Here is a 23,993-nt window from a genome sequence, read left to right as displayed (position 1 = left end):
GCGCCTCAGTCGACCAGGGTGCGGCCGGTGAGGTGGAGGAAGACGTCCTCCAGGCTGCTGCGCCGGACCAGGACGCTGGCCGGCACGAGGCCGCGGGCGCTCACCTCGGCCGCCGCCGCGTCGCCGTCGGCCACGTAGAGCAGGATCCGGTCGGGCAGCACCTCGACCCGCTCCCCCAGCCCGCTCAGCTTGCCGGCGAACATCTCCTGCGACTCGGCGGCGAAGCGCAGCTCGACCACCTCGCGGGTGGAGTGCCGCTCGATGAGGGTGCGGGGCGACCCCTCGGCCACGATCCGGCCGCCGTCCATCACCACCAGCCGGTCGCAGAGCTGCTCCGCCTCGTCCATGTAGTGCGTGGTGAGGACCAGCGTGACGCCCTGCTGCTTGAGCCGGAACAGCCGCTCCCAGACCAGGTGCCGGGCCTGCGGGTCGAGACCGGTGGTGGGCTCGTCGAGCAGCACGATCTCCGGGTTGTTGACCAGCGCGCGGGCGATGGTCAACCGGCGCTTCATGCCGCCGGACAGCGGCTCCACCTTGCTCTCGGCCCGCTCGGCGAGCTGGACGAAGTCGAGCAGCTCGGCGGCCCGCTCGCGGGCGATCCGGCGCGGGATGCCGAAGTAGCGGGCGTAGGTGGTCAGGTTTTCCCGGACGGTGAGCTCCGGGTCGAGGCTGTCGAGCTGCGGGCAGACGCCCAGCCGGGCCCGGATCGCGGGACCGTCACGGACCGGGTCCATGCCGAGGATGCTCAGCTCCCCGTCGGAGGGCGGGGAAATGCAGCCGATCATGCGCATGGTGGAGGACTTGCCCGCCCCGTTCGGCCCGAGGAAGCCGAACGCCTCGCCCGGGTGCACCGCCACGTCGATGCCGTCGACGGCGGTGAAGTCGCCGAACCGCTTCACCAGCCCCCGCGCCTGGATGAGTGGTTGAGCACTGGTCACCGGCCGACCCTAGCGGCCGGGTCCGACAGACTCGACCGGTTAACCGCCGCCACGGATGCCGGACACTGGGCGTAGCGTCGATCACTCGGAGTGACGGCCGCAGCGGCCGGCACCGCCAGCCCGTTCACCTGGACATCACCCGCCATTGCGGACAGATCGCTCCGATCATCAGGCAAAAGCCAGCCCTCGGCAATGTCGACCGCCTACACATTCGTGAAAATCGCTCCGAAACAAGCGTGCAGCGAGTAATTGCCGCGCATTCTCGTTACTTGGCGCAATCACGTCGGGCAATGGTTCCATAATGTGAACTATTCGCGTATCATGCCCCCTCGTGTCGCCCGTTCGCCCGTCCGACGGCTCCGCGCCGACGCCCCTGCCCACGGACCCGCAGGACAGCGCGTCCAAGTTGGACAATGTCCCGGTTTCGCTCCCGCCCGACGACGGGGCAGTCGACGAGCCGCGGCGGGCCGACGACGCATCGCTCGCGGCACCCCCCGACACCCGGGAACTCGCCGCCCAGTTCGAGGACGAAAAGCCGGGACGGGTCCTGTCCGGACCGGTCGGGCTGCTGTTCACCGGAGTCACGGTCGCCGTCGCACTGCTCGCCCTCTGGCAGGTGTTCTTTCCGCTCCCTCAGGGCAGCAAGTACTACCTGATCATTTTCCTGACCGGCATTCTGCCGATGGTCTTCCTGGCGTACCCGTCAGGGGTGCGGCCGCCGCGGCGGCGGCCCGCGACCGCCCCGGCGGCGGGCGACCCGGTGGCGGACGGCGCGACCGCACCACCGGCCGCCGACGACGCGCGGCGCGGCGGGCTCACCCTCGTCGACTGGCTGCTGGCCCTGGCCGCGCTGGTGAGCTGCCTCTACCCGGTGCTGCCGGTGACGCTGGGCGCGGGCGGCGGCGGGTACGACGCGTTCCTCGACCGGCAGGGCCTGCTCGTGCCGCTGGACGTGGCGATGGGCACCGTGCTGATGCTCCTGCTGCTGGAGGCGTGCCGGCGGACCACCGGCTGGATCCTCCCCGCCGTCTGCCTGCTCTTCCTGGCCTACGGCTACTACGGCGGGCTGCTGCCGCAGTCCTGGGCGGTGGCCCACGCCGGGCTCGACTTCGGGCAGCTCATCGACGCGTTCTACAACTCCGACAGCGGCTTCTACGGCACCCCGCTGGACGTGGCCGCCTCGTACATCGTGCTCTTCACCATCTACGGGGCGGTGCTCGACCTGTCCGGGGCCGGCCGGTTCTTCGTGGAGCTGTCCGCCGCCGCGTTCCGCCGCTCCCGTACCGCCGCCGGCCGGACCGCCGTCGCCTCCGGCTTCCTGCTCGGCACCGTGTCCGGCTCCGGCGCGGCCACCACGGTCAGCATCGGCGCGGTCACCTGGCCGATCCTGCGTCGCGCCGGCTACCCCGCCGAGCGGGCCGGGGGCATGCTGGCCGCCGCCGGAGTCGGCGCGATCCTGTCCCCGCCGACGCTGGGCGCGGCGGCCTTCATCATCGCCGAATACCTGGGCGTGTCCTACCTGCAGGTCCTCGGCTGGGCGACCGTGCCGACGATCCTCTACTACCTGGGCATCCTGCTCTCCGTCGAGATCGACGCCCGGCGCTCCGGCGTCCGCGCGGTGGTCATCGACAGCGGCTCCGCCTGGCGCCTGCTGGCCCGCTTCGGATACCACTTCCTCTCGCTCATCGTGATCATCGTGGTGCTCGCGACGGGCGCCTCGGCGACCCGCGCCGTGGTGATCGCCACCGTGCTGGCCGCCGCGCTGTCCTTCCTGGACCGACGCCACCGGCTCACCCCGGCCCGCCTGGTCGAGGCGCTGCGCGGCGGCGTACGCGGGGTGCTCGCGGTGAGCGCGGTCTGCGCCGCGGCCGGCATCATCACCGCCACCACCACCAAGACCGGCCTCGGCCCGCAGGCCGCCGCACTGCTGGTGAGCGGGGCGCAGGCGGTCAGCTCCGAGCCGGCCGTGGTGCTGGCACTCACCGCGCTGCTCGCCGCCGTCGCGCTCAGCCTGCTCGGCTTGGCCGTGCCGGTCACCGCCTCGTTCGTGATCGGCTGGGTGATCATCGGCCCGGCGCTGCTCAACCTCGGCGTCGCCGCCCCCGCCGCGGCGATGTTCGTCTTCTACTTCGCGGTGCTGTCCGAGGTCTCCCCGCCGACCGCGCTCGCCGCGGTGGCCGCCGCCGCGGTGACCGGCGGCCGGCTGGTCCCGACCATGTGGCAGACCCTCCGGTACGCGCTGCCGGCGTACCTGATCCCGATCGCCTTCGTCATCACGCCGACCGGTCTCGGGCTGCTCGGCATCGGCGGGGCGGAACGGATCCTGGTGGCCGGCATGGTCTCCGCGCTCGGCGTCACCGTGCTGGCGGTGGCGGCCGGCGGCTGGCTGCCCGGCGTCGGCCCGGCCGGCGTGCCCGAGCGGATCGTCGGCGCGGTCGCCGGGCTGGTGCTGCTCTGGCTCGAACCCGTGCCCGTCACGATCGGCGCCGTGCTGGCCGCGCTGACCGTGGCGGGTGTGCTCGTCCGACGTGGATCCGCCGGCCGCGCCGGCGGCCCGTCGGTGCCGAAACAGCTGGTTCCTGGGGAGGAGAGAGAATGACACGGATCAACTCGCGGGTTGCCGCGGGCATCGGCGTGCTGGCCCTCATCGCGGCCGGTGCCGCCGGGTGCGGGGGCCGGCAGGACGGGGCGGCGACGGACGACGCCGCCAGCGAGGTCACCTGCAAGGTCACCAAGGACACCCGGGTGGGCATCGCCACCGGCAACGCCACCGGGGTCTACTACGTCGTCGGCAACGCGCTGGCCGGCCAGCTCTCGGCCACCACCGACGGCAAGCTCACCGGGACCGCCGCCGAGACCGGCGCCTCGGTGCAGAACGTCGAACAGCTCGTCGCCGGCCAGTACGACGTCGCCTTCTCGCTCTTCGACACCGCGGTCAACGCGGTACAGGGCAAGGGCAGCTTCAGCGCCCCGCAGCCGGTGAAGGCGCTGGCCCGGATCTACGACAACTACACCCAGGTGGTCGTGCGGGCCGACGCGGGGATCACTTCGGTCGCCGACATGAAGGGCAAGAAGATCTCCACCGGCTCGCCCAAGTCCGGCACCGAGGTCATCGCCAACCGGCTGCTCACCGCCGCCGGCCTCGACCCGGCCAAGGACATCCAGGCGCAGCGGCTCGACCTGACCAAGACCGTCGACGGCATGAAGGACGGCAGCATCGACGGCTTCTTCTGGTCCGGCGGCCTGCCCACCGGCGGCCTCACCGACCTCTTCACCACCTCCGGCGACAAGGTCAAGTTCCTCGACTTCAGCCCGCTGCTGCCCAAGATGGCCGAGCTGAACCCGGCGTACCAGGCCGGGACCATCGGCAAGGACGTCTACCGGACCGCCGCGGACACCCCGACCATCCTGGTGCCGAACGTGCTGCTGGTCCGGGACAACCTCGACGCCAACGTGGCCTGCGCGATCACCAGGACCGTCTTCGAGAAGAAGGACGCCCTCGCCCAGGCCAACCCGGCCGCCAAGGCGATCGGCCTGGAGAACGCCCGCAAGACCGAACCGGTGCCGCTGCACCGGGGCGCGGACAAGGCGCTCAAGGACCTGGGCGCGAGCTGACCCGACGACGCCGGGCCCGGACGCCACGTCCGGGTCCGGCGTCCTACCCCGACCGGGAGACCCCGTGCCGCTCCCCCTCCCCGGCCGCGTACGCCGGCACCACCGCCCGCCGGGCCACACCCACCGGCTCTGGTCGGTGCGCACCCAGTTGCTCGCGCCCATCCTGGTGGCGACGGTCGGCCTGCTGGTGCTCGGCGCCGTCCAGACCGACGCCGCGCTGGCCGCCTCCGCCGACGCCGACCGGGCCCGCGTCCTCGCCGGTACGGCCACCGCGACCGTACGGCTGGTGCACGAGCTGGAACGCGAGCTGGGCGAGACGGCGGCGCTGCGCCAGCGCGGTGGCACGGCCGGCCGGCCGCTGGTCGACGCCCAACGGCGGCGGGTGGACGCCGCCGTCGACCACTACCGGTCCGCCAGCGGCGAGGCCCGCCGGGCCGCCCCCGACCTGGCTCCGGCGCTCAACGACGCGGACGGCCAGCTCGGCCAGCTCGACCCCACTCGCCGGCTCGCGTTGGCCGGGGACAGCGGCGACCCGGCGTACGTGACGCTGGTGGATTCGCTGCTCGCCGTCGCCGACGCCCTGCCGGCCCAGCTGCGCGACGCCAGCTGGCCAACGGCGCCCGGGAGGTGGCCGCGATGGCCACCCAGGAGCACCTGGCGGCCCTGGAACGCGACCTGCTGCGCGGTGTCTTCGTCCGGGGCGTCCTGGCCCGGGGCGAGCTGGTCCGGCTCGGCCGGTTGCGCGGCGCCCGGGAGCAGCGCCAGGCCGAGTTCCTCCGGATCGCCACCGGCCCGGCACGCGCCGCCTGGTACCGCCTGGCCGGCGGCGACGTCGAGACGGCCCGCCGGATGCGGGACGAGGTGCTGGACACCGACGGCGGGCCGGAGGCGCTGAAGACCGACGGCGACGCCTGGTACGTGGCGCAGAGCGGCACGATCCGCCGGTACAACCTGCTCGGCCGGGAACTCTCCGAGGGCCTCGACCGGGACGCCGCCGCGCTGGCCCGGACCGCCCGGCAGCGCGCCCTGCTCACCGCTGGGGGGAGCACCGCCGTCGCGCTCGCCTCGCTGCTCACCGCCGTGCTGCTGGCGGTACGCACCAGCCGCCGGCTGCGCCGGCTGCGGGTCGCCGCGCTCACCATGGCGAACCGGGAACTGCCGGAACGGATCACCGCGATCGCCGCGGGCGACGGCTGCCCGGGCGACGGCACAGCGACCCGGCTGACCGCCGGCATCCGCCGGGGCCGCGACGAGGTGGCCCAGGTGGCCGAGGCGTTCGACACGGTGAACAAGGCCGCCCTGCGGCTCGCCGGCGAGCAGGCCGAGCTGCGGCTGGACGTGACCCGGATGGCCGAGGCGCTGGCCCGCCGGATCCGTACGCTGATCACCCGCCAGCTGCGGCTGCTCGACGAGTTCGAACGCGAGGAGACCGACCCGGACGCGCTGGCCCGGTTCTTCGCGCTGGACCACCTCGCCGCCCGCCTGCGCCGCAACGGGGAGAACCTGCTGGTCCTCGCCGGGGGCGAGCCGGGCCGCGGCCACGAGGGGGCGCTGCTCCTCGACGACGCGGTCCGGGCGGCGGCCTCCGAGATCGAGGACTACCCCCGGGTGGAGGTGGACGTGCCGACCGCGGCGGTGCACGGCGCGGCGGTCGGCAATCTGGTGCACCTGCTCGCCGAGCTGCTGGAGAACGCCACCGTCTGCTCCCCGCCGGACGCGCCCGTGCTGGTGGACGGGCGGCGCACCGTCGACGGGGTCACGCTGCGGGTGCACGACCAGGGCATCGGCATCGGCGAGAGCCGGCTGGCCGAGATCAACGAACGGCTCGCCGCGCCGGCCACGCTCTCCAGCGCCGCGGCCGGCAGCATGGGCCTGCACGTGGTGGCCCACCTGGCCGCCCGGCACGGGATCCGGGTGCAGCTGCACCACACCGACACCGGCACGGTCGCCCAGGTGGAGGTGCCCGAGTCCGCGTTGACCCGGGTCGAGTCGGCGACCCGGCGGGCCGACCGCCGGCCGACCGCCGGCCGCGACGCGCCCTGGTTCCGGTCCGAGCCCGCCGGCTCCACGCCGGTGACCGACGCCCGCGATCTGGTCACCCTCCCGCCGCATCCGGCCGGCCCGCCCGACGCGCCCACCATCGCCGTACCGGTGAGCGGGGCCCGCCCGCCGGCCGCGCGCGGTGTCGCCGCCGTGCCACCGCCCGGCGCCGCCATCCTGGCGCCCGGCGCCACCCCGGTCCGCCCGGCCGGCGGCTCGCCGGCGCCGCCACCGGCCACCGGGGCCGCGCTGCCGCGCCGGACCCGGGGCGGTCAGCTGCCCGTAGCCCTGCCCGCCACCAGCCCGCCGCCCCGGCCCGCCGACGACCTGCTCGACCCGGAGGTGGTGCGGGCCCGCCTGTCCGCGCTCGCCGAGGGCGTGGCCAGCGCGATGCGGCGTACCCCGAACACCACACCCACCGGGAGAAACCCATGACCTCATCCGTGACCGCCGGACTCGACTGGCTGCTGGCGAACTTCGCCGAGCGGGTGCCGGACGTGTCGCACGCCCTCGCGGTGTCCCAGGACGGGCTGCGGCTGGCCGCCTCCCCCGACCTCTCCGTCGAGCAGGTGGACCAGCTCTCCGCCGTGATCAGCGGGCTGGCGAGCCTGGGCGTGGGCGCCGCCCGGCTGATGTCCGCCGGCCGGGTACGCCAGCAGATCCTCGACATGGACGGCGGGGTGCTGCTGGTGATGGCGGTCGGCGAGCGGGCGTTGCTCGGCGTGCTCGCGGCGCCCGGCTGCGACCTGGGCCAGGTCGGCTACGAGACGGCGATACTGGTCCAGCGGGTGGCGGAGGCGCTGGAACCGGCGGCCCGCCCGTGACCGGCCGCCCGCTTCGGCTGGCGGCCGCCCTGCTGCTGGCGGCTCTGGTCGCCGGCTGCGGTACGGCCGACCCCGGGCCGCGGGCGTGGCACGGCGGGCGGATCTTCCTCGCCACCGGCAACACCACCGGCGTCTACTACCAGCTCGGCGGCGGCTACGCGGACATGATCAGCCGGCACCTGCCCGGCTACGAGGCATGGGCGGAACCCACCGGCGCCTCGGTGGAGAACATCAACCGGCTCGCCGGCGGCGACATGGAGATCGCCTTCAGCCTGGCCGACACGGCGGCGGACGCGGTCAACGGGCGGGGCGTGTTCGACGGCCAACCGCTGCCGGTACGGGCGCTGGCCCGGGTCTACCGCAACTACACCCACGTGATCGTCCGGACCGGCGGGAAGATCGACCGCTTCGCCCAACTGCGCGGCAAGCGGGTCTCCACCGGCTCGCCGAAGTCCGGCACCGACATCATCGCCGGGCGGCTGCTGGCCGCCGCCGGGATCGACCCGGACCGGGACATCCAGCGGGCCAACCTGTCGCTGCCGGAGACGGTGAAGCGGATGCGGGCGGGCACCCTGGACGCGATGTTCTTCTCCGGCGGCCTGCCCACGCCGGGCATCAAGGATCTGCTCGCCGGCGCGCCGGGGACGTTCCAACTGCTCCCGCTCACCGACCTGGTCCAGCCGCTCGCCGCCCGGTACGGCTCGGTCTACACCACGGCGACCCTGCCGAAGGAGGCCTACGGCACCCCGGCGGCCACCCCGACCATCACCGTGTCGAACGTGATCCTGGTCGCCGCGGACATGCCGGACCAGCTCGCGTACGACCTGACCCGGGTGCTCTTCGCGCACCAGGACGAGCTGATCATGGTGCATCCCGAGGCGGCCAACTTCACCCGAGAGAGCGCGGCGGGCACCGACCCGATCCCGCTGCATCCGGGCGCGGCCCGCTACTACCGCACCGGGTGAGGCTCAGACGTCGGCGGGGGCGGTGGCCGACCGGGCGGCGGCGACCAGCCGGTCGGTCTCGACGGCCACCGCCTCGTCGTCGGCGGGCGTGCCCGGGTCGTAGCGGACCGTCCAGGTCAGCCCGTCCACCCCGGGCACCCGGCGGGCGGCGATCCGGCCGGCGCCGCCAGGCACCGGGTGGTGACTGGTGTACGCCACCGAGCGGGTGACCCGGGCCCGCACCTGGTGCGGCAGGTCGCCCGGGTCGAGCAGCAGGTAGGTCTCGGCGGGGCAGTCCGCCACCACCAGGTAGCCGTCCCGCTCGGCGACCCGCTCGGCCAGGGTGACGGTGAGCTCGCGCCCCGACCAGACCGCCTTGAGGATGTCGTGCCAGCCGATCCGGTGCCCCCGGCCGGGCAGCCAGAGCCCGAGGTTGCTGGCGACCAGCACGCCGTCGCCCTCGCCGTTGCCGGCGGCGGCCCAGGCGAGCACCCGCTCCTCGGCGGCCAGCGGCGGGCGGGCGGCGGGCGGCAGCTTCGGCTTGCGGTTGAACAGTCCCATTCACAGCCCTCCGGCGGCCTGCTCGCGTAGCGCCCGCGCGTGCTGCTCCAGCGAGAGCAGTTCACCGAAAAGCGCGAAGTACTCGTCCTTGTTGCTCACCGGGTTGATCCGCTGGATCTTCGACTTGAGGTCCTTGATCCGGCCGGTCACCGAGCCCCACTGGAGCTGGGCCAGGGTCACCGTGACATAGCGCGGGTCGGGCTCGCCGTCGATGCGCAACGGCTCGACGGCCAGCTCGCCGACGAGCGCCTGGCCCGCCAGGTCGTCGCAGGCGTCCCGGACCTGCTCGATCCAGACCGCGCCGCCGGTGGCCGCCGCCGCCCCGCCGGCCGCGGCGATGGCCGCCCGCACCGCCACGTGCACCGGGTGCCGGTATTCGCCAGCCTCCACCGCGTCGAACATCGGGCCGGCCAGCACCGGCTCCTGGAGGGCGAGCTTCAGCGCCTCCCGTTCGACCATCGACTGCGGGCTGTCCACCGTCGGCGCGGCCGGGCCGGAGCGGGCCGGAGCGGCAGGCTCCCCGGCCGGGTGCCCGGACGCGGCGGTCAGCACCGCGCGTTGCACCGGCTCGATCTCCATGCCGAGGTCGCCGGCGAGCTTGCGGACGTACTCGGGGCGCTTCTCCCGGTCCTTGATCTTGGCGACCAGCGGGGCGGCCCGGCGCATCGCCTCCACCCGGCCGTCGACGGTGTCCAGGTCGTACCGGTTGATCACGTGGCGGAGCGCGAAGTCGACCAGCGGCTCGCGGCGGGCCACCAGATCGCGGACCGCCAGATCCCCCTTGGCCAGGCGCAGCTCGCACGGGTCCATGTTGTCGGGGCTGACCGCGATGAAGGTCCGGCCGACGAAGCGCTGGTCGTCCTCGAAGGCGCGCAGCGCGGCCTTCTGACCGGCGGCGTCCCCGTCGAAGGTGAAGATGATCTCGCCGGCCACCGCGTCGGTGTCCAGCAGCAGCCGGCGCAGCACGCCGATGTGGTCGGCGCCGAACGCCGTGCCGCAGGTCGCCACGGCGGTGCTCACCCCGGCCAGGTGACAGGCCATCACGTCGGTGTAGCCCTCGACCACGACCACCTTGCCCTGCTTGGCGATCTCCCGCTTGGCCTGATCGATGCCGTAGAGGACGTGCGACTTCTTGTAGATCGGCGTCTCGGGGGTGTTGAGGTATTTCGGGCCGTCGTCGTCGTCGAACAGCTTGCGGGCGCCGAAGCCGATCACGTCGCCGGTGAGGTCGCGGATCGGCCAGAGCAGCCGGCGGCGGAACCGGTCGATCAGGGAGCCCGAGCGGGCCGGGCGGGACAGCCCGGCGGTGACCAGCTCGTCGTGGGTGAAGCCCTGCTGCCGCAGGTGCTTGGTGAGCAGGTCCCAGGCGTCGGGGGCGAAGCCGCAGCCGTAGCGCTCGGCGGCGGCCCGGTCGAAGCCGCGCCGGGCCAGGAACTCCCGGGCCGGGCGGGCGCCGGCGGTGCTGAGCTGGGCGCGGTAGAAGTCGACGGCGGCGGCGTGCGCGGCGACCAGCCGCTGCCGCTGCCCCTGCTGCGACCGGTCACGTCGCGGGGCCGACCGGTCGTCCTCCACGTAGCGGAGCTGGATGCCGGCGCGGTCGGCCAGCCGCTCGACGGACTCCACGAAGCTCAGGTGCTCGGCGTCCATCAGGAACTTGATGGCGTCGCCGCCTGCCCCGCAGCCGAAGCAGTACCAGACGTTGCGGGCGGGCGAGACGTTGAACGACGGGCTCTTCTCGTCGTGGAACGGGCACAGCCCCTTCAGGTTGCCGCCGCCGGCCGACTTGAGGGTCACCGTGTCGGAGATGACCTCGGCGATCGAGGTGCGCTCGCGGACCAGCGCTATGTCCTCGTCCCGGATCCGCCCCGCCATCTCCGCCACCCCCTCGGCGTACATCCTGCCCTGCGGGACCGACGATCCGGCGACCGGGGGACGGCAGGTGTGGCGAATGCCGCGTGGGCTCGGCGGTTACGTCCCGCGGGCCGCTCCGCGTCCGCGATCATCGAAGACGTGCGACGGGTACGCGCCCACGGTGCGCCGTGGCCGGGGCCGGTTGGCCGCCCGGTTCGTCCTCCGGCCCTCGCGCCGTGCACCGGACGAAGCCGGCCAGCGGCACGCAACCTGGCTGGAGCTCTTCTTCGACCTGGTCTTCGTCCTGGCGACGGCCGCCGTGGTCGGCCGGCTCGGCCACCGGCTCGTGCCCAGCCCCACGGCACTGCTGGCCGCCGGCGGGCTCTTCGTGGTGCTGCAGTTCGCCTGGGCGGGCCAGGTCTTCTACGACACCCGGTACGACCCGGACGACACCCAGCACCGGCTGCTGGTGCTGGTGGCCGTGGCCGGCGCCGGGGCGCTCACTCTGGGCGTGGCCGGGGCGCCACACTCCGTCCTGCTGCCGGTCGGTTACCTTGTGGTCCGCGGCGTCCTGCTGCTGCTCTACTCCGGGTCCGGCCGAGCAGTGACGCGGCCCGCGAGGTGACGAACGTCTACCTCACCGGTTTCGGCGCGGGCTGGGTGGTTTGGCTCGCCTCGCTGGCCGTACCGGCGCCCGTCCGGCCTGCGGTCTGGGCGGTGGCGATGACCGTCGAGCTGGCCACTCCCTGGCTGGGGCTGCGCCGGCTCAGCCGGTCTCCGGTCGACGTGGTGCACCTCCCCGAGCGGATGGGCCAGTTCTCCATCATCGTGCTCGGCAGCGCCCTGGCGAACGTGCTTGCCGCGGTCCCGATCCACCCCGGGCCGCGGCTGGCCGTCGCCGCGGCCGCCGCGTTCGCCGTACCGGCGGCCGTGTGGTGGGTCTACACCACCTTCGTCAACACCGGACTGGCGCTGGCCCGGCTGCGCGGCGGGCAGGCGTACGCCTACCTGCACCTCCCGATGAGCAGCGCGCTGCTGCTGCTCGGCTGGTCGCTGGGGGAGGTGATCCGGCAGATCGACGCGGAGGCGCCGACGATCCCGCCGGCGCTGCGGCTGATCCTGGCCGGCTCGTTGGTGGGGTGGATGCTCTGCGGCCTCGGGCTGCACTGGCTGTCGCTGCGGCGGCTGGGCGCCCGCCGGCTCGCCCTGACCGGCGGCGGGATCGGGTCGGTCACCGCCATCGCCGCCGCCGTGGCCAGCCCGCTCCCCATGCTGCTGCTGGTCGCCGCGACGCTCGGCGGTTACGCGGTGCTGCTCACCCGGCACCTCACCGGCATGGCGAAGGCGTCGTGACCGGACGGCCCGGCGTCGGCGATCTCGTCGGCCGCTGCGCCGGTGTCCGTCAGCCGGCCGGGCCGGAGCGGGCGGGTCGGGCCGACCGGCCCGCCCCCGCGCCCTCCCCGATCCGCGGGAACGGCTCGATGGAGAAGACCACCTCGACCGGCACCTCGAAGTACGCGGCGATCCGCAGTGCCAGGTGCAGGCTGGGCCGGAACTCGCCCCGTTCCAGGTAGCCCACCGTCTGGTAGTGCACGCCCAGCGCGTCGGCGAGCTGCCGCCGGGAGATGCCCCGCTCGGCGCGCAGCACGGCGATCCGGTTGTGCACGGTCTCACTCATCGATGCCCTCTCACACCACCCGCTGCATGGCCTTCTCCCGGCGGGCCGCGACCCGGGAACCGGACTCGCGGCGGGCCATCCGGCGCAGCACGACCGGGGCCAGGGTCAGCCCGAGCACGGCCCAGAGACCCAGCACGCCAAACGTCTCCACGTGCCGCCAGGACCCGCCCAGCTCGACGGCGGCCAACTCCGGCGGCAGCAATGCCGAGCGCATCCCCAACCCTAGCCAGTAGATCGGAAAGGCCTGGGCGACGGCCTGGAGCCAGCCCGGGTAGCCGTTGACCGGGTAGAAGATGCCGGAGAGTGCGATGAGGCCGAAGATCGGCAGCACCACCAGGCCCATGTTTCGGGGGTTCTCGATCAGCGAGCCGATCACCGCGCCCAGCGGCAGGGTCGCCACCAGCCCGAGCGGCACCACCCAGGCCATCGTGAGCCAGGCGCCGCCATCGGTGAGCCGGATCCCGTCCAGGAAGAACAGCGCCGGAGTGAGCTGGAGGGCGAACCCGATCATCGCCACCGCCGAGAGCATGACGATCTTGCCGATCAGGTAGCCGAGCATGCCGTTCGGCGTCGCCTTGGCCCGCAGCAGCGTGCCGTCCTCCCGGTCGACGATGAGCTGCTGGGACAGCCCGAGCAGCCCGCCGAACGCGAGCCCCATGCCGAGCGCGCTGGGCAGCGTACGCGCGCCGAGGGAGAAGGAGGTGCCGGGCACGGAGGCCCCGCGCATGAAGAACATGGTGACCAGCAGGATGATGGTCGGGAAGAAGTAGTTCCACAGGTCCTGCGCGTTGGTGAAGCTGTTGCGCAGCTCGATCGCGCCGCGCTGGACGCCGGCCCGGACGGCCGCCGTGGTCGGGTTCATGACGTACTCCCCTGCCGCCACACCGAGGCCGCCGCCGTGCCGGCCCGGACCCCGGATTCCTCTTCGTAGACCAGTGCCATGTACGCGTCCTCCAGGCTGGCCCGGCGGATCTCCAGCTCCTGCACGCCGTCGCCGTGCTCGTTCAGCAGGTCGCGGACGAAGCCGGTGGCGTCGGCCGCGACGTGCACGAAGCGCTCGCCGTCCCGGGTCCACCGAATCTCCGCGTCCCCGGCCACCCGGCGGGCCAGCTCGTCGGGCGAGCCGTCGGCGATGATCCGGCCGCCGGCCAGGATGAGGATCCGGTCGGCGAGCTTCTCCGCCTCGTCCAGGTCGTGCGTGGTGAGCAGGATGGTGGTCTCGTCCAGGTCGGCGAGGCGGTGCACCAGGTCGTGGAACTCGCGCCGGGCGGCCGGGTCGAAGCCGACCGTCGGCTCGTCCAGGAAGAGCAGCTCCGGGCGGCCGACGATGCCGACCGCCACGTCCAGCCGGCGGCGCTGGCCGCCGGAGAGCTGGTGCACCCGCTTGCTCGCGTGCGGCGTGAGGCCGACGGCGTCCAGCAACTCGTCGACGGGCCAGGGCCGGATGATCCGGTCGGTGGCGTACGGCGCGTAGAAGGTGCCCAGGTGGGCCAGCAGGTCCCGGACCCGCCACTTGCCGTGGTCCCGCCAGGACTGGAGCACCACCCCCATCCGGGCCCGCCAGCGTTCGTCGCCCCGGCCGGGGTCGACGCCGAGGACGCGGACCTCTCCCGCCGAGCGCATCCGGAAGCCCTCGAGGATCTCGATGGTGGTGGTCTTGCCGGCGCCGTTGGGCCCGAGCAGGGCGAGCACCTCGCCGCGCCGAGCGGTGAGATCGACCCCGTGCAGCACGTCGACGGTGCCGTACCGCATGCGCAGGTCGCGGACGTCGAGGACCAGTTCCTCGTCGGGCGGGTGGGGAGTCGGGGCGACTCCCGGCAGTTCGACCGCAGTCATACCGCGAAATGTAGCATCCCTACTATATATCGAGGCACACCCGCTCCCCGTCGGAAGCGCGACAGGTCACCGCCACCACTCTCGCCGATCTTGGCTACGGTGATACCCGCGATCGATCGGGGAGGGGAGCGCCAGATGGCCGACGACACGGAGCTGAGCATCGCGCTCGCCGAGTACGAGCACCTGCGCGAGCTGAGCCGCACGGTGCACGACCAGTCCACCGCCCGGTTCACCTTCTTCCTGGCGGTGGCGTCGGGAGCAACCGCCATATCGGCCGGGCTGATCAGCACCGGCCGGCCCGACGGCCAGATCCGCCCGGCGGTGCTGGCCGGGCTCGGCCTGCTGGTCCTGCTGCTCGGGGTCTTCGTCTTCGCCCGCCAGGTCGAGCTGAACGACCGGGGCCGCCGGTACGCGGTCGCGGCCACCGTGCTCCGCACCTACCTGGCCCGCCGCGCGCCCAGCCTGATCCCGTTCATCATCATGCCGACGTTGGACGACGCGGGTCCGTTCGCGCCCGAGCCGTTCCACCGGCACTGGTTCCGCGACCTGGTCAGCCAGGCCGGCATGATCGCGCTGGTGAACAGCGTGCTGGTCGCCCTCGCCGCCACCATGGCGGTGCTGCTGCTCGGCGTGCCGGTCTGGGTGGCGGCACTGGTCGCGATGGTGGTCGCGGCCGCCTCGGTCGCCGGGCACCTGCGCGCAATCCGCCGCCGCATCGCCCGCTCCGCCGCCCAGGTGGACACCGTCCTCACCACCCGCTCGCTCACCTCGCCCTCGCGGGTGGCTGGTTGATCACGAGCGTTGACCGCGGCCCACCTGATCGACGACGGCCCCCACGCGGCGCGACGCGGACTCAGGCGGGCAGGGCGACGGTGACTTCCTCGGCTTCCACCTGAGCGTTCCAGGCGGCCTTGGTGGAGCGCCAGCCCTCGTCGTCCATGCCGCGCCGCCAGTAGCCGGAGATGGACAACGCCTCCCGGGGCACCCCGCGCTCGACGCGCAGCAGCCGGCGCAACTCCTTGACGGCGGTGGCCTCACCGTGGACGAAGGCGTGCACCCGGCCGGACGGGAAGTCCAGCGCCCGGACCGCCTCGACCAGCGCCTCGCCCACCGGGCGGCCGGCGCGGTGCAGCCAGCACAGCTCGACCGCACCCAGGCTGGTCAGCGGAAGCTCGTCGGCCGGGCCGCCGACCTCGAGGTAGACCTTCGCGGGCGCGCCGGCCGGCAGCCGCTCCAGGGCGGCGGCGATCGCCGGCAGCGCGCTCTCGTCCCCCACCAACAGGTGCCAGTCGGCCGTCGGGTCTGGGGCGTACGCCCCGCCGGGGCCGGTGAACAGCACCCGGTCGCCGGGGCGCAGGCCGGCCGCCCACGGCCCGGCCAGCCCCTGGTCGCCGTGGTACACCACGTCAACGGTGAGTTCGCCGGCCGCCGCGTCCCAGGCCCGCACCGTGTACGCCCGTAGCCGCGGCCACTGCGCGGCCGGGAACTCCCGCTTGATGGTGGCCAGGTCCGTCGGGTGCGGATAGCTCACCCCGGCCGGCGGGAAGACGAACTTGACGTAGTGATCGGTGTACGCGCCCACCGGCAGGCCGGCCAGTTCCTCCCCGCCCAGCACCAGCCGGACCAGGTGCGGGGTGGGCCGCTCGGTCCGTACGACCGTGGCGGCGGTGACCTTCTTCGGGCGCTGCGTCATGCCACTTAGGCTAGCCTAAGTCCCCGGCCCCGCCACCTCCGCCCGTGCCCCTGCCCAGGCCGGGGCCGGCGGGATCCGGACAGGATCGGGGATGTGCGCACTTGCCGACACGGAAAGGCAGCAACTTCCGGCATGTTGCGCGGATCTCGCCGCGGGCCGCGGGCCGCGGGCGCGGCGCGGGTCAGCGGCGGACCAGGCGGACGTGCCAGGCCAGGGCGGCCGGGTCGGTGAGCGAGGCCACCTGGTCGATCACCACGCGCTGCCGCGCGAGGTCATCGGGCGCCTCCCGCCACAGCGGCGCGAAGACCGGGTCAAGCGCGTCCGGCGCCCGGTCGACCAGGACGGCGACCAGCTCGGCGAGGATCTCCCGCTGCTGGGCGTACCGGGTGCCGGCGCCGGGGCGGCGCATGACGTAGCGCAACGCGATGCCCTTGAGCAGCGCGCACTGCGCCCGGATCCGACGCGGCACCACCAGATCGGCCGCGTACCGGCGGTGCGGGCCGGGGCTGTGCCGGTCCTCGGTGGCGGCCACCACGGTGGCGACGAAGCGACCGGTGAGCACGCTGGTGGTCGCCTTCAACGCCGCCAGGGCCCCATGGCTGCCGTCGTACGCGGCGAGCGGGGCGAGCGCCGGCTCGGCGAGCAGTTCGACCAGGACCTCGTGCAGGTCCTCGGGGGCCTCCCCGGAGTACGTCGCCGCCACGTCGGCGCAGAGCGCCCGCCGCTCCTCGGGGTCGGCCAGCAGCGGCCGCAGGCTGACGTACCCGCCGTGGATGCCGTCCTCGACGTCGTGGACCGAGTACGCCACGTCGTCGGCCCAGTCCATCACCTGCGCCTCCAGGCAGCGCCGACCGCCGGGCGGAGCCCCGGCGCGCAGCCAGTCGAAGACCGGGCGGTCGTCGGCATACACGCCGAACTTGCGCTCACCCGGCCGGCGCTCCCAGGGATACTTGCTGACCGCGTCGAGGGAGGCCCGGGTCAGGTTGAGCCCGGCGGAACGGCCGTCCGGCCCGAGCACCTTGGCCTCCAGCCGGGTGAGCACCCGCAGCGTCTGCGCGTTGCCCTCGAAGCCGCCGCAGCCGGCGGCGATGACGTCCAGGGCATCCTCGCCGTTGTGCCCGAAAGGCGGATGCCCCAGGTCGTGGGCCAGTCCCGCGGTGTCCACCACGTCCGGGTCGCAGCCGAGCCGGGCGCCCATCTCCCGGGCGATCTGCGCCACCTCGAGCGAGTGGGTCAGCCGGGTACGCAGGAAGTCGTCAGTGCCCGCGGTGTGCACCTGGGTCTTCGCGGCGAGCCGGCGGAACGCCGCCGAGTGCAGCACCCGCGCCCGGTCCCGCTCGTACGGCGACCGCCCGTACCCGGTGTCCTTGGGCGGCTCGACGACGAAGCGCGCCCCGTCCTCAGCGCCGGGACGCGCGCTCAACCGTCATCCTCTCGCCCGCGCCACCTCTGTTCGCGACTGCGGGCTCGCAAAACCGGCTCACTCCTCGCGCTCACGGAGCACGCAGAACTCGTTGCCCTCCGGGTCGGCCAGCACGGTCCACCCGACGTCGCCCTGGCCGATGTCCACGTGCCGGGCTCCCATGTCGACCAGCCGCTCGACCTCCGCCTCCTGGTTCGCCGGGCGCAGGTCGAGGTGCAGCCGGTTCTTGGTCTCCTTCGCCTGGGTGACCGGGACGAAGACGATGCCGGGGAGCTGGTCCGGCGCCCGGCGGATCTCCACCTCGTCCGGCTTCTCGCTCACCACCTGGTAGCCGAGCGCCTCGGCCCACCAGTGGGCGAGCCGCGACGGGTCCTGGGCGTCCACGGTCAGGTTCTCCCAGACGCTGGTCATGCGGCCACCCTTCTGCTGATCGACACGAGCGAGCCCAGGTTACGCCCGGAGCCGCCGGACGGCGCGCCGGGCGAGGCGGGGAACCCGTCGGGGGGCCGCCGACCGGCGCGCCGGCGGCCCCCCGACCGGGCTCAGCGGGAGTCGGAGCCCTGGGTTTCCACGGCGGCTCGGCCAGCCTCCAGGCGGGCCACCGGGACGCGGAAGGGGGAGCAGGAGACGTAGTCAAGCCCGACCTCGTGGAAGAAGTGCACCGAGTCGGGGTCGCCGCCATGCTCGCCGCAGACGCCGAGCTTCAGCCCGGGCCGGGCGGCCCGCCCCTCCTCGGCCGCGATCCGGACCAGCCGGCCGACGCCCTCCCGATCGATCGACTCGAACGGCGAGATGCCGAAGATGCCCAGCTCCAGGTAGCGCCAGAAGAAGGCGCCCTCCACGTCGTCCCGCGAGAAGCCCCAGCCCATCTGGGTCAGGTCGTTGGTGCCGAACGAGAAGAACTGCGCCGCCTCGGCGATCTGCCCGGCGGTCAGCGCCGCCCGGGGCACCTCGATCATCGTGCCGATCAGCACCTCGACGCCGCTGTCGCCGACCACCTCGGCGATGATCTTCTCGGCCTCAGCGCGTACCGTCTCCAGCTCCTGCACGGCGCCGACCAGCGGGACCATGATCTCCGGGCAGGCCGACCCGCCGGCCCGAACGACCGTCACGGCGGCCTCGGCGATCGCGCGGACCTGCATGGCGAACAGGCCGGGGATGACCAGACCCAGCCGTACGCCGCGCAGGCCCAGCATCGGGTTCTCCTCGTGCATCCGCCGGACGGCGGCGAGCAGCGCCTCCTCCTTGGCCACGTCCTCGCCACGCTCCTGAGCGACGGCGACGTTGACCGCGAGCTGCTCCAGCGGGGGCAGGAACTCGTGCAGCGGCGGGTCGATCAGCCGCACGGTGACCGGCAGGCCGTCCATCTCGCGGAAGATCTCGACGAAGTCCTCCCGCTGCAACGGCAGCAGCGCGGCCAGCGCCTGCTGCCGTTCCTGGTCACCGGAGGCCAGGATCAGCCGCTCCACCAGCTCCCGCCGGTCGCCGAGGAACATGTGCTCGGTGCGGCACAGGCCGATGCCCTGGGCACCGAACCGCCGGGCCCGGGCCGCATCCGCACCGGTGTCGGCGTTCGCCCGGACCGCCAGCCGCCGCCTGGCGTCGGCGTGGGTCATGATCCGGTGTACGGCCCGGACCAGCGGGTGGTCGGTCCGCTCCGCGTCGAGGGTGCCCTCGAAGTACTGCACCACCTCGGACGGCATGACCGGCACCTCGCCGAGGTAGACCTTGCCGGTGGTGCCGTCGATGGAGACGACGTCCCCCTCGCTGACGGTCTGCCCGGCGACGGTGAACCGCTTCGCCGGGATGTCGACCTGGAGTTCGTCCGCGCCGGACACGCAGGTCTTGCCCATGCCCCGGGCCACCACGGCCGCGTGGCTGGTCTTGCCGCCGCGCGAGGTGAGGATGCCCTTGGCGGCGATCATCCCGTTCAGGTCGTCGGGGTTGGTCTCCCGGCGGACCAGGATCACCGCCTCGCCCTCGGCCGCCAGCTCGACCGCCCGGGCGGAGGTGAAGACCGCCTTGCCGACCGCCGCGCCGGGTGAGGCCCCGATGCCCTTGGCCACCGGCTCGTAATCGTGGTCGAGCTGGAACCGGGGGAACATCAGCTGGGCGAGCTGCGCGCCGTTGACCCGGTGCAGCGCCTCGTCCAGGTCGATCAGACCCTCGTCGACGAGCTGGCCGGCGATGACGAAGGCCGCCGCCGCGGTGCGCTTGCCGACCCGGGTCTGGAGCATCCAGAGCTTGCCGCGCTCGATGGTGAACTCGATGTCGCAGAGGTCCTTGTAGTGCTCCTCCAACCGGGCCATGTAGTCGAGCAGCTCGTCGTAGGACTTCTTGTCGATCCGCTCCAGCTCTTCCAGCGGCACGGTGTTGCGGATGCCGGCGACCACGTCCTCACCCTGCGCGTTGGCCAGGTAGTCGCCGTAGATGCCCTGGGCGCCGCTGCCCGGGTCGCGGGTGAAGGCGACGCCGGTGCCCGAGTCGGCGCCGAGGTTGCCGAAGACCATGGCCACCACGTTGACCGCGGTGCCCAGGTCGGCCGGGATGCGCTCCTGCCGCCGGTAGACCACCGCGCGTTCGGCGTTCCACGACTCGAAGACCGCGTGGATGGCCAGGTCGAGCTGCTCCCGGGGCTCCTGCGGGAACTCCCGGCCGGTGTGCTTGGCGAAGATTCTCTTGAACGTGTCGACCAGCCCGCGCAGGTCGTCCGCGTCCAGGTCCAGGTCGTTGTCCGTACCCTTGGCGCGCTTGGCGTCGTCGATGGCGTGCTCGAACTCCTCGCCCGGCACGTCGCAGACGGTCTTGCCGAACATCTGGATCAGGCGGCGGTAGGAGTCCCAGGCGAACCGGTCGTTGCCGCCGGCCCGGGTGGCGAGTCCGATGACACTGCGGTCGTTGAGGCCGACGTTCAGGACGGTCTCCATCATGCCGGGCATGGAGAACTTGGCCCCGGAGCGGACCGAGACCAGCAGCGGGTCGTCCGCGTCGCCGAGCCGGCGGCCCATCTCCCGCTCCAGTGCCTCCAGGTGCGCCTCGACCTGGCCAGCCAGCCCGTCCGGCTCCCGGCCGGTCGCCAGGTACGCCTTGCAGGCCTCGGTGGTGATGGTGAAGCCGGGCGGCACCGGCAGCCCGAGATTGGTCATCTCGGCCAGGTTGGCCCCTTTGCCGCCGAGCAGATCCTTGAGGTCCTTGTTGCCCTCGGCGAAGTCGTAGACGTACTTGTGATCGACCGTCTCTTGCGCTGCCACCAGAGCCTCCCACGCGCGCCGGAATTGACACTTAACGAAGGTTCAGTTCGGACATACCCCGAGACCGACCACCGGTAATCCCGGTGTGGTCAGCGGCCGGTGGGCGAAGGTTAAGCGAACATCGAGGGGGCTGGGACCGTTCGGTGACAATCGGCACAGCCGTCACCACTATCCGCGTCCGTACCGGCTTTTGGGAACGCTTCCATGCGCAGGATCACGCAATTCCAATTCCTCTCGTACTCTTGACGGCACTGGTTCCGCCGAACCTCGCCTTTGCCATATCCCGCGCAAATACACCCGGGAGCCGTCACCGTGCCGACCACCCCCGCCGCCCCGTCCGAGACCGGTCCCGAGCCGCTCGACCCGGTCGGCCTGTCCTCCCGCCAGCCGGCCGCCGCCGACCTGGCCCGGACCGCGGCCCGCGCGGCCGGCGAGCTGCTCGCCCCACCCGCGCAGGTACGGCTGGCCGACGTGGTGCCCGCCCCCGAGCTGGTCACGCCAGACCCGGCGGCCGACTTCGGGCTCGCCGAGGACGCGGTGATCCGCGTCGACGCCGACCCGGCCGCCCGGGACGTCGCCGAACAGCTCGCCGAGCTGCTCCGCCCGGCGACCGGCTACCCGCTCCCGGTCACCGACTCCGCCGCTCGGGCCGACGGTTCGCTCGTGCTCACCCTGACCAGCGTGGCGACGTCCACCGACGCGGCGGGCCCCGTCGGCGCAGCGGCATCGGCGCCGGCTGGCGCGAACGCTGCCGGGACGGGCCGCGCGGCTGCCGAGGCGCTCGGCGACGAGGGCTACCGGCTCGACGTGACCGGCGCCGAGGTCCGGATCACCGCCGGCAGCGCAGCCGGCCTGTTCCACGGCGTGCAGACCCTCCGGCAGCTCCTTCCGGCGGCGGTGGAGAGCGCCACCCCGGTCGCCGAGCGCTGGGTGGTGCCCGGCGGCACCATCGTCGACCGGCCGCAGTTCGCGTACCGAGGGGCGATGCTCGACGTGGCCCGACACTTCTTCCCCGCCAACGACGTGCTGCGGGTGGTCGACCACCTGGCCCGGTACAAGCTCAACCACCTGCACCTGCACCTCACCGACGACCAGGGGTGGCGGATCACGGTCGACTCCTGGCCGCGACTCACCGAGGTCGGCGGGAGCACCGAGGTGGGCGGCGGGCCCGGCGGCTGGTACACCAAGGACGACTACCGGCGGATCGTCGCGTACGCCGCCCGCCGCCACGTCACCGTGGTGCCGGAGATCGACCTGCCCGGGCACACCAACGCGGCGCTGGTCGCATACCCCGAGCTGGCGCCCGGCAAGACCCCGCCGCCGCCGTACACCGGCACCGAGGTCGGCTTCAGCTACGTCGACCCCGCCGACGAGCGGACGTACGCCTTCGTCGCCGATGTGGTCGGCGAGGTGGCCGCGCTCACCCCCGGGCCGTGGCTGCACCTCGGCGGCGACGAGGCGTTCAAGGTGCCGGCCGACACCTACCGCGGCTTCATCGAGCGGGCGCAGACGCTGGTGGCGGCGACCGGGAAGACCGTGGTCGGTTGGCACCAGCTCGCCCCGACCGGGCACGCCGACGGGCGGGTACTCCAGTGGTGGGGCACCAACGGCGACGACCCCGAGACCGCCGACGCGGTACGCCGCGGCGCCCGCGTGATCCTCTCCCCCGGCAACCGCGTCTACCTGGACATGAAGTACGCCCCGGACACTCCCATCGGGCACGACTGGGCCGGCCTGATCGACGTGCGGCGGGCGTACGACTGGGATCCGGGGACGCACCTGACCGGCGTACCGGCCGAGGCCGTGCTCGGGGTGGAGGCACCGCTCTGGACGGAGACGGTCACCACGCTGGCCGAGGTGGAGTTCATGCTCTTCCCGCGCCTGCCCGCCATCGCCGAGCTGGGCTGGTCCCCCCGGTCGACGCACGACTGGGCCGCGTTCCGGGACCGGCTGGCCGGTCACGGCCCGCGCTGGACCGCCGCCGGGATCGCCTTCCATCCCGCCCCGGAGATCCCCTGGCCGGCGACGTCCACCCACCCGATCCCGACCCAGCACTCCCGGGACGAGGCGCCCCATTCCAGCTGACCCGCCACACCCACCCACGCCGCGCCCGCCCCTGGCGGGCGCCGGCGATCGGGCAGCCGCGCCCAAGATCGCCGGGTCGTGGCGATCCCGCCTCGACCCGGCGAATCTGCTCATGCTCACAGGCGACTATCGGAGGGCACGGGAAGACTTTGCGGAATTGGCACTGCTTCCGGAGCAGTCTGGCTTAGTTCGTCGGCCGGCGCCGTTAGGTGCCTGAACAGTGCCCTGAGTTGAGCTGACGTGCACCGGGTGGACCTGCGCCCGCAGCAGCGACGACGGTGGCAACAGCGTCGAGGTGGCCGACAACCTGCCCGAGACCGTCGCCGTATGCGACAGCAAGGTCCGCAGGCTGCGCCGGCATGCAGAGCTACGGCTCGGTCTACCCGGGGAGACCGGGCGCTCATCGTTGGCAGTCGATCTTGGGCTGTAGCGGGCCGGTCCCCGGACCGGCTCTGCGGGTCCGCGCAGACACGCCCGCAGTCCGGGACACCACCGTCGCGGTCCCGCCTCGGCGGACCAGCGCTCGGCGGTCCCGGACGGCGTTCGACGGTCCCGGACGGGCGGGCGGGCGACACACACCGGTCCGGGACCGAGGCCTGCAGATCGTCGGTCTGGTCCCGGCCGCCCGGACCGCCGCCCAAGCCTTGACCGCTCATGGATGCCGCTGTCCCGTATGGCCCTCGCCTGACAGCTACGCGCTGACGGGCAGGATTCCGCGTGACGGGACCACGGCCCGCGATTCCGGTCAGAGTGCGCCGTCTCTGTGAGGCGAGCGAGCGCTGCTGTCAGCAAGCCGCTGTCTGACAGAACCTGACGCGACCTCACAGGACCTGACCCGACGGGTGGGCCAGCAGCTGGTTTCCATGGAACCCGGGGCAGTTCAGGTCGGCGGCGCCGTCGGCCCTGACGAAGGCTGACAAGGGTGCATCAGCGGTGTGGAATCCCGGACCGTCGCGGTGGCCTGCGGCTATGCGGCGACCCCTGCGAGCCGGGTCGAAAAGGGTCTGTCCTGGGCGCTCGTCGCGGCCGAGCCGGCCCTGTGGTTGTCTGCTCGCGTGTGGGGGCTCGGCTGGGTACGGCATTGGGTGCTCGGTTGGGGGTGTCGGCGATTCGAGGCCCCAAACGAGCCTTGCTGACATGCGTTGTCAGGTGGCTGAGCTGCGGGATCGCGATCCGATGAAGCCCCATCGACAAGATCATCCTGCCCCGACTCCCTAAGTTTCTTAGTGAGCGTCCGGGAACTTCACCAGTTGC

17 protein-coding genes and 2 pseudogenes are annotated in these 23,993 nt (G+C 73.3%); 9 read left to right on the top strand and 10 right to left on the bottom strand.

Annotation, left to right across the window (positions count from 1 at the left end):
- Positions 1 to 5: 5 nt before the first annotated feature.
- Positions 6 to 938, bottom strand: coding sequence for an ABC transporter ATP-binding protein (locus tag A6A27_RS16865; protein WP_073835571.1), 933 nt, complete (start codon positions 936 to 938; stop codon positions 6 to 8).
- A gap of 406 nt (positions 939 to 1,344) precedes the next feature.
- On the opposite strand from A6A27_RS16865, the gene A6A27_RS16860 reads away from it, so the two are divergent.
- The 6 genes and pseudogenes from A6A27_RS16860 (at position 1,345) to A6A27_RS16840 (ending at position 8,382) form a co-directional block, all read left to right on the top strand.
- Complete coding sequence (locus A6A27_RS16860) at positions 1,345 to 3,537, top strand: TRAP transporter permease (RefSeq protein WP_073835631.1); 2,193 nt, start codon at positions 1,345 to 1,347, stop codon at positions 3,535 to 3,537.
- On the top strand, positions 3,534 to 4,553 hold the full coding sequence (locus A6A27_RS16855; protein ID WP_073835570.1) for a TAXI family TRAP transporter solute-binding subunit: 1,020 nt from the start codon (positions 3,534 to 3,536) through the stop codon (positions 4,551 to 4,553). Before A6A27_RS16860 ends, A6A27_RS16855 begins: the two co-directional genes overlap by 4 nt.
- A 64-nt stretch (positions 4,554 to 4,617) precedes the next feature.
- Positions 4,618 to 5,471 (top strand): annotated as a pseudogene (locus A6A27_RS47500) (nitrate- and nitrite sensing domain-containing protein); the annotation flags it as partial.
- Between the two features lie 222 nt (positions 5,472 to 5,693).
- The gene (locus A6A27_RS16850; RefSeq protein WP_443189976.1) at positions 5,694 to 7,028 is read left to right on the top strand and encodes an ATP-binding protein; all 1,335 of its coding nucleotides are present in this window, start codon (positions 5,694 to 5,696) and stop codon (positions 7,026 to 7,028) included.
- On the top strand, positions 7,025 to 7,417 hold the full coding sequence (locus tag A6A27_RS16845; RefSeq protein WP_073835569.1) for a roadblock/LC7 domain-containing protein: 393 nt from the start codon (positions 7,025 to 7,027) through the stop codon (positions 7,415 to 7,417). The genes A6A27_RS16850 and A6A27_RS16845 overlap by 4 nt, the downstream gene beginning before the upstream one ends.
- Positions 7,414 to 8,382 carry a TAXI family TRAP transporter solute-binding subunit gene (locus A6A27_RS16840; protein WP_073835568.1) on the top strand — a complete coding sequence of 323 codons (969 nt, stop codon included), beginning with the start codon at positions 7,414 to 7,416 and terminating at the stop codon, positions 8,380 to 8,382. The genes A6A27_RS16845 and A6A27_RS16840 overlap by 4 nt, the downstream gene beginning before the upstream one ends.
- A 3-nt stretch (positions 8,383 to 8,385) precedes the next feature.
- On the opposite strand, the gene A6A27_RS16835 is transcribed toward A6A27_RS16840, so the two are convergent.
- Together A6A27_RS16835 and dnaG are read right to left on the bottom strand one after the other, a co-directional pair.
- On the bottom strand, positions 8,386 to 8,922 hold the full coding sequence (locus tag A6A27_RS16835) for a hypothetical protein (protein WP_073835567.1): 537 nt from the start codon (positions 8,920 to 8,922) through the stop codon (positions 8,386 to 8,388).
- The gene (dnaG, locus tag A6A27_RS16830; RefSeq protein WP_073835566.1) at positions 8,923 to 10,818 is read right to left on the bottom strand and encodes a DNA primase; all 1,896 of its coding nucleotides are present in this window, start codon (positions 10,816 to 10,818) and stop codon (positions 8,923 to 8,925) included.
- Between dnaG and A6A27_RS47495 the strand changes: the two are divergent.
- Positions 10,727 to 12,126 (top strand): annotated as a pseudogene (locus A6A27_RS47495) (low temperature requirement protein A). The gene dnaG and the pseudogene A6A27_RS47495 sit on opposite strands and share 92 nt — an antisense overlap.
- 49 nt (positions 12,127 to 12,175) lie before the next feature.
- Here the strand turns inward: A6A27_RS47495 and A6A27_RS16815 are convergent.
- From A6A27_RS16815 to A6A27_RS16805, 3 genes are read right to left on the bottom strand one after another with little or no spacing between them, the layout of a single operon-like run.
- Positions 12,176 to 12,451, bottom strand: coding sequence for a helix-turn-helix transcriptional regulator (locus A6A27_RS16815; protein WP_073835564.1), 276 nt, complete (start codon positions 12,449 to 12,451; stop codon positions 12,176 to 12,178).
- Between the two features lie 10 nt (positions 12,452 to 12,461).
- On the bottom strand, positions 12,462 to 13,313 hold the full coding sequence (locus tag A6A27_RS16810) for an ABC transporter permease (protein WP_073835563.1): 852 nt from the start codon (positions 13,311 to 13,313) through the stop codon (positions 12,462 to 12,464).
- Positions 13,310 to 14,287, bottom strand: a complete 978-nt coding sequence (locus A6A27_RS16805; RefSeq protein ID WP_073835562.1) for an ABC transporter ATP-binding protein — start codon at positions 14,285 to 14,287, stop codon at positions 13,310 to 13,312. Before A6A27_RS16805 ends, A6A27_RS16810 begins: the two co-directional genes overlap by 4 nt.
- Positions 14,288 to 14,422: 135 nt before the next feature.
- Here A6A27_RS16805 and A6A27_RS16800 point away from each other — a divergent pair, with 135 nt between their 5' ends.
- Positions 14,423 to 15,079 carry a hypothetical protein gene (locus A6A27_RS16800; protein ID WP_073835561.1) on the top strand — a complete coding sequence of 219 codons (657 nt, stop codon included), beginning with the start codon at positions 14,423 to 14,425 and terminating at the stop codon, positions 15,077 to 15,079.
- Positions 15,080 to 15,140: 61 nt separating this feature from the next.
- Here the strand turns inward: A6A27_RS16800 and A6A27_RS16795 are convergent, their stop codons facing one another.
- The 4 genes from A6A27_RS16795 to ppdK form a co-directional block, all read right to left on the bottom strand.
- The gene (locus tag A6A27_RS16795; RefSeq protein WP_073835560.1) at positions 15,141 to 15,980 is read right to left on the bottom strand and encodes a siderophore-interacting protein; all 840 of its coding nucleotides are present in this window, start codon (positions 15,978 to 15,980) and stop codon (positions 15,141 to 15,143) included.
- A 181-nt stretch (positions 15,981 to 16,161) separates the two neighbouring features.
- Positions 16,162 to 17,403 carry a deoxyguanosinetriphosphate triphosphohydrolase gene (locus tag A6A27_RS16790; RefSeq protein WP_073835559.1) on the bottom strand — a complete coding sequence of 414 codons (1,242 nt, stop codon included), beginning with the start codon at positions 17,401 to 17,403 and terminating at the stop codon, positions 16,162 to 16,164.
- Positions 17,404 to 17,460: 57 nt separating this feature from the next.
- Positions 17,461 to 17,814 (bottom strand): VOC family protein, encoded by a 354-nt coding sequence (locus A6A27_RS16785; protein ID WP_073835558.1) that lies wholly within the window; start codon positions 17,812 to 17,814, stop codon positions 17,461 to 17,463.
- A gap of 131 nt (positions 17,815 to 17,945) precedes the next feature.
- The gene (gene ppdK, locus A6A27_RS16780) at positions 17,946 to 20,654 is read right to left on the bottom strand and encodes a pyruvate, phosphate dikinase (RefSeq protein ID WP_073835557.1); all 2,709 of its coding nucleotides are present in this window, start codon (positions 20,652 to 20,654) and stop codon (positions 17,946 to 17,948) included.
- A gap of 372 nt (positions 20,655 to 21,026) precedes the next feature.
- Here ppdK and A6A27_RS16775 point away from each other — a divergent pair, with 372 nt between their 5' ends.
- Positions 21,027 to 22,739 carry a beta-N-acetylhexosaminidase gene (locus tag A6A27_RS16775; protein WP_241825304.1) on the top strand — a complete coding sequence of 571 codons (1,713 nt, stop codon included), beginning with the start codon at positions 21,027 to 21,029 and terminating at the stop codon, positions 22,737 to 22,739.
- The last annotated feature ends 1,254 nt before the right edge of the window (positions 22,740 to 23,993 follow it).

Source organism: Micromonospora sp. CB01531 (assembly GCF_001905095.1).
Classification (GTDB): Bacteria; Actinomycetota; Actinomycetes; order Mycobacteriales; family Micromonosporaceae; genus Micromonospora.
The sequence above is the reverse complement of the archived record's forward strand: the minus strand, read 5'-3'. Positions and strand labels throughout refer to the sequence as shown.

Bases quoted from the DNA above. Each gene is read 5' to 3' on its own strand.
- dnaG (WP_073835566.1), bottom strand. From the start codon at position 10,818: ATGTACGCCGAGGGGGTGGCGGAGATGGCGGGGCGGATCCGGGACGAG.
- A6A27_RS16810 (WP_073835563.1), bottom strand. From the start codon at position 13,313: ATGAACCCGACCACGGCGGCCGTCCGGGCCGGCGTCCAGCGCGGCGCG.
- A6A27_RS16795 (WP_073835560.1), bottom strand. From the start codon at position 15,980: ATGACGCAGCGCCCGAAGAAGGTCACCGCCGCCACGGTCGTACGGACC.
- A6A27_RS16845 (WP_073835569.1), top strand. From the start codon at position 7,025: ATGACCTCATCCGTGACCGCCGGACTCGACTGGCTGCTGGCGAACTTC.
- A6A27_RS16850 (WP_443189976.1), top strand. From the start codon at position 5,694: ATGGCGAACCGGGAACTGCCGGAACGGATCACCGCGATCGCCGCGGGC.
- A6A27_RS16805 (WP_073835562.1), bottom strand. From the start codon at position 14,287: ATGACTGCGGTCGAACTGCCGGGAGTCGCCCCGACTCCCCACCCGCCC.
- A6A27_RS16815 (WP_073835564.1), bottom strand. From the start codon at position 12,451: ATGAGTGAGACCGTGCACAACCGGATCGCCGTGCTGCGCGCCGAGCGG.
- A6A27_RS16855 (WP_073835570.1), top strand. From the start codon at position 3,534: ATGACACGGATCAACTCGCGGGTTGCCGCGGGCATCGGCGTGCTGGCC.
- A6A27_RS16835 (WP_073835567.1), bottom strand. From the start codon at position 8,922: ATGGGACTGTTCAACCGCAAGCCGAAGCTGCCGCCCGCCGCCCGCCCG.
- A6A27_RS16800 (WP_073835561.1), top strand. From the start codon at position 14,423: ATGGCCGACGACACGGAGCTGAGCATCGCGCTCGCCGAGTACGAGCAC.
- A6A27_RS16785 (WP_073835558.1), bottom strand. From the start codon at position 17,814: ATGACCAGCGTCTGGGAGAACCTGACCGTGGACGCCCAGGACCCGTCG.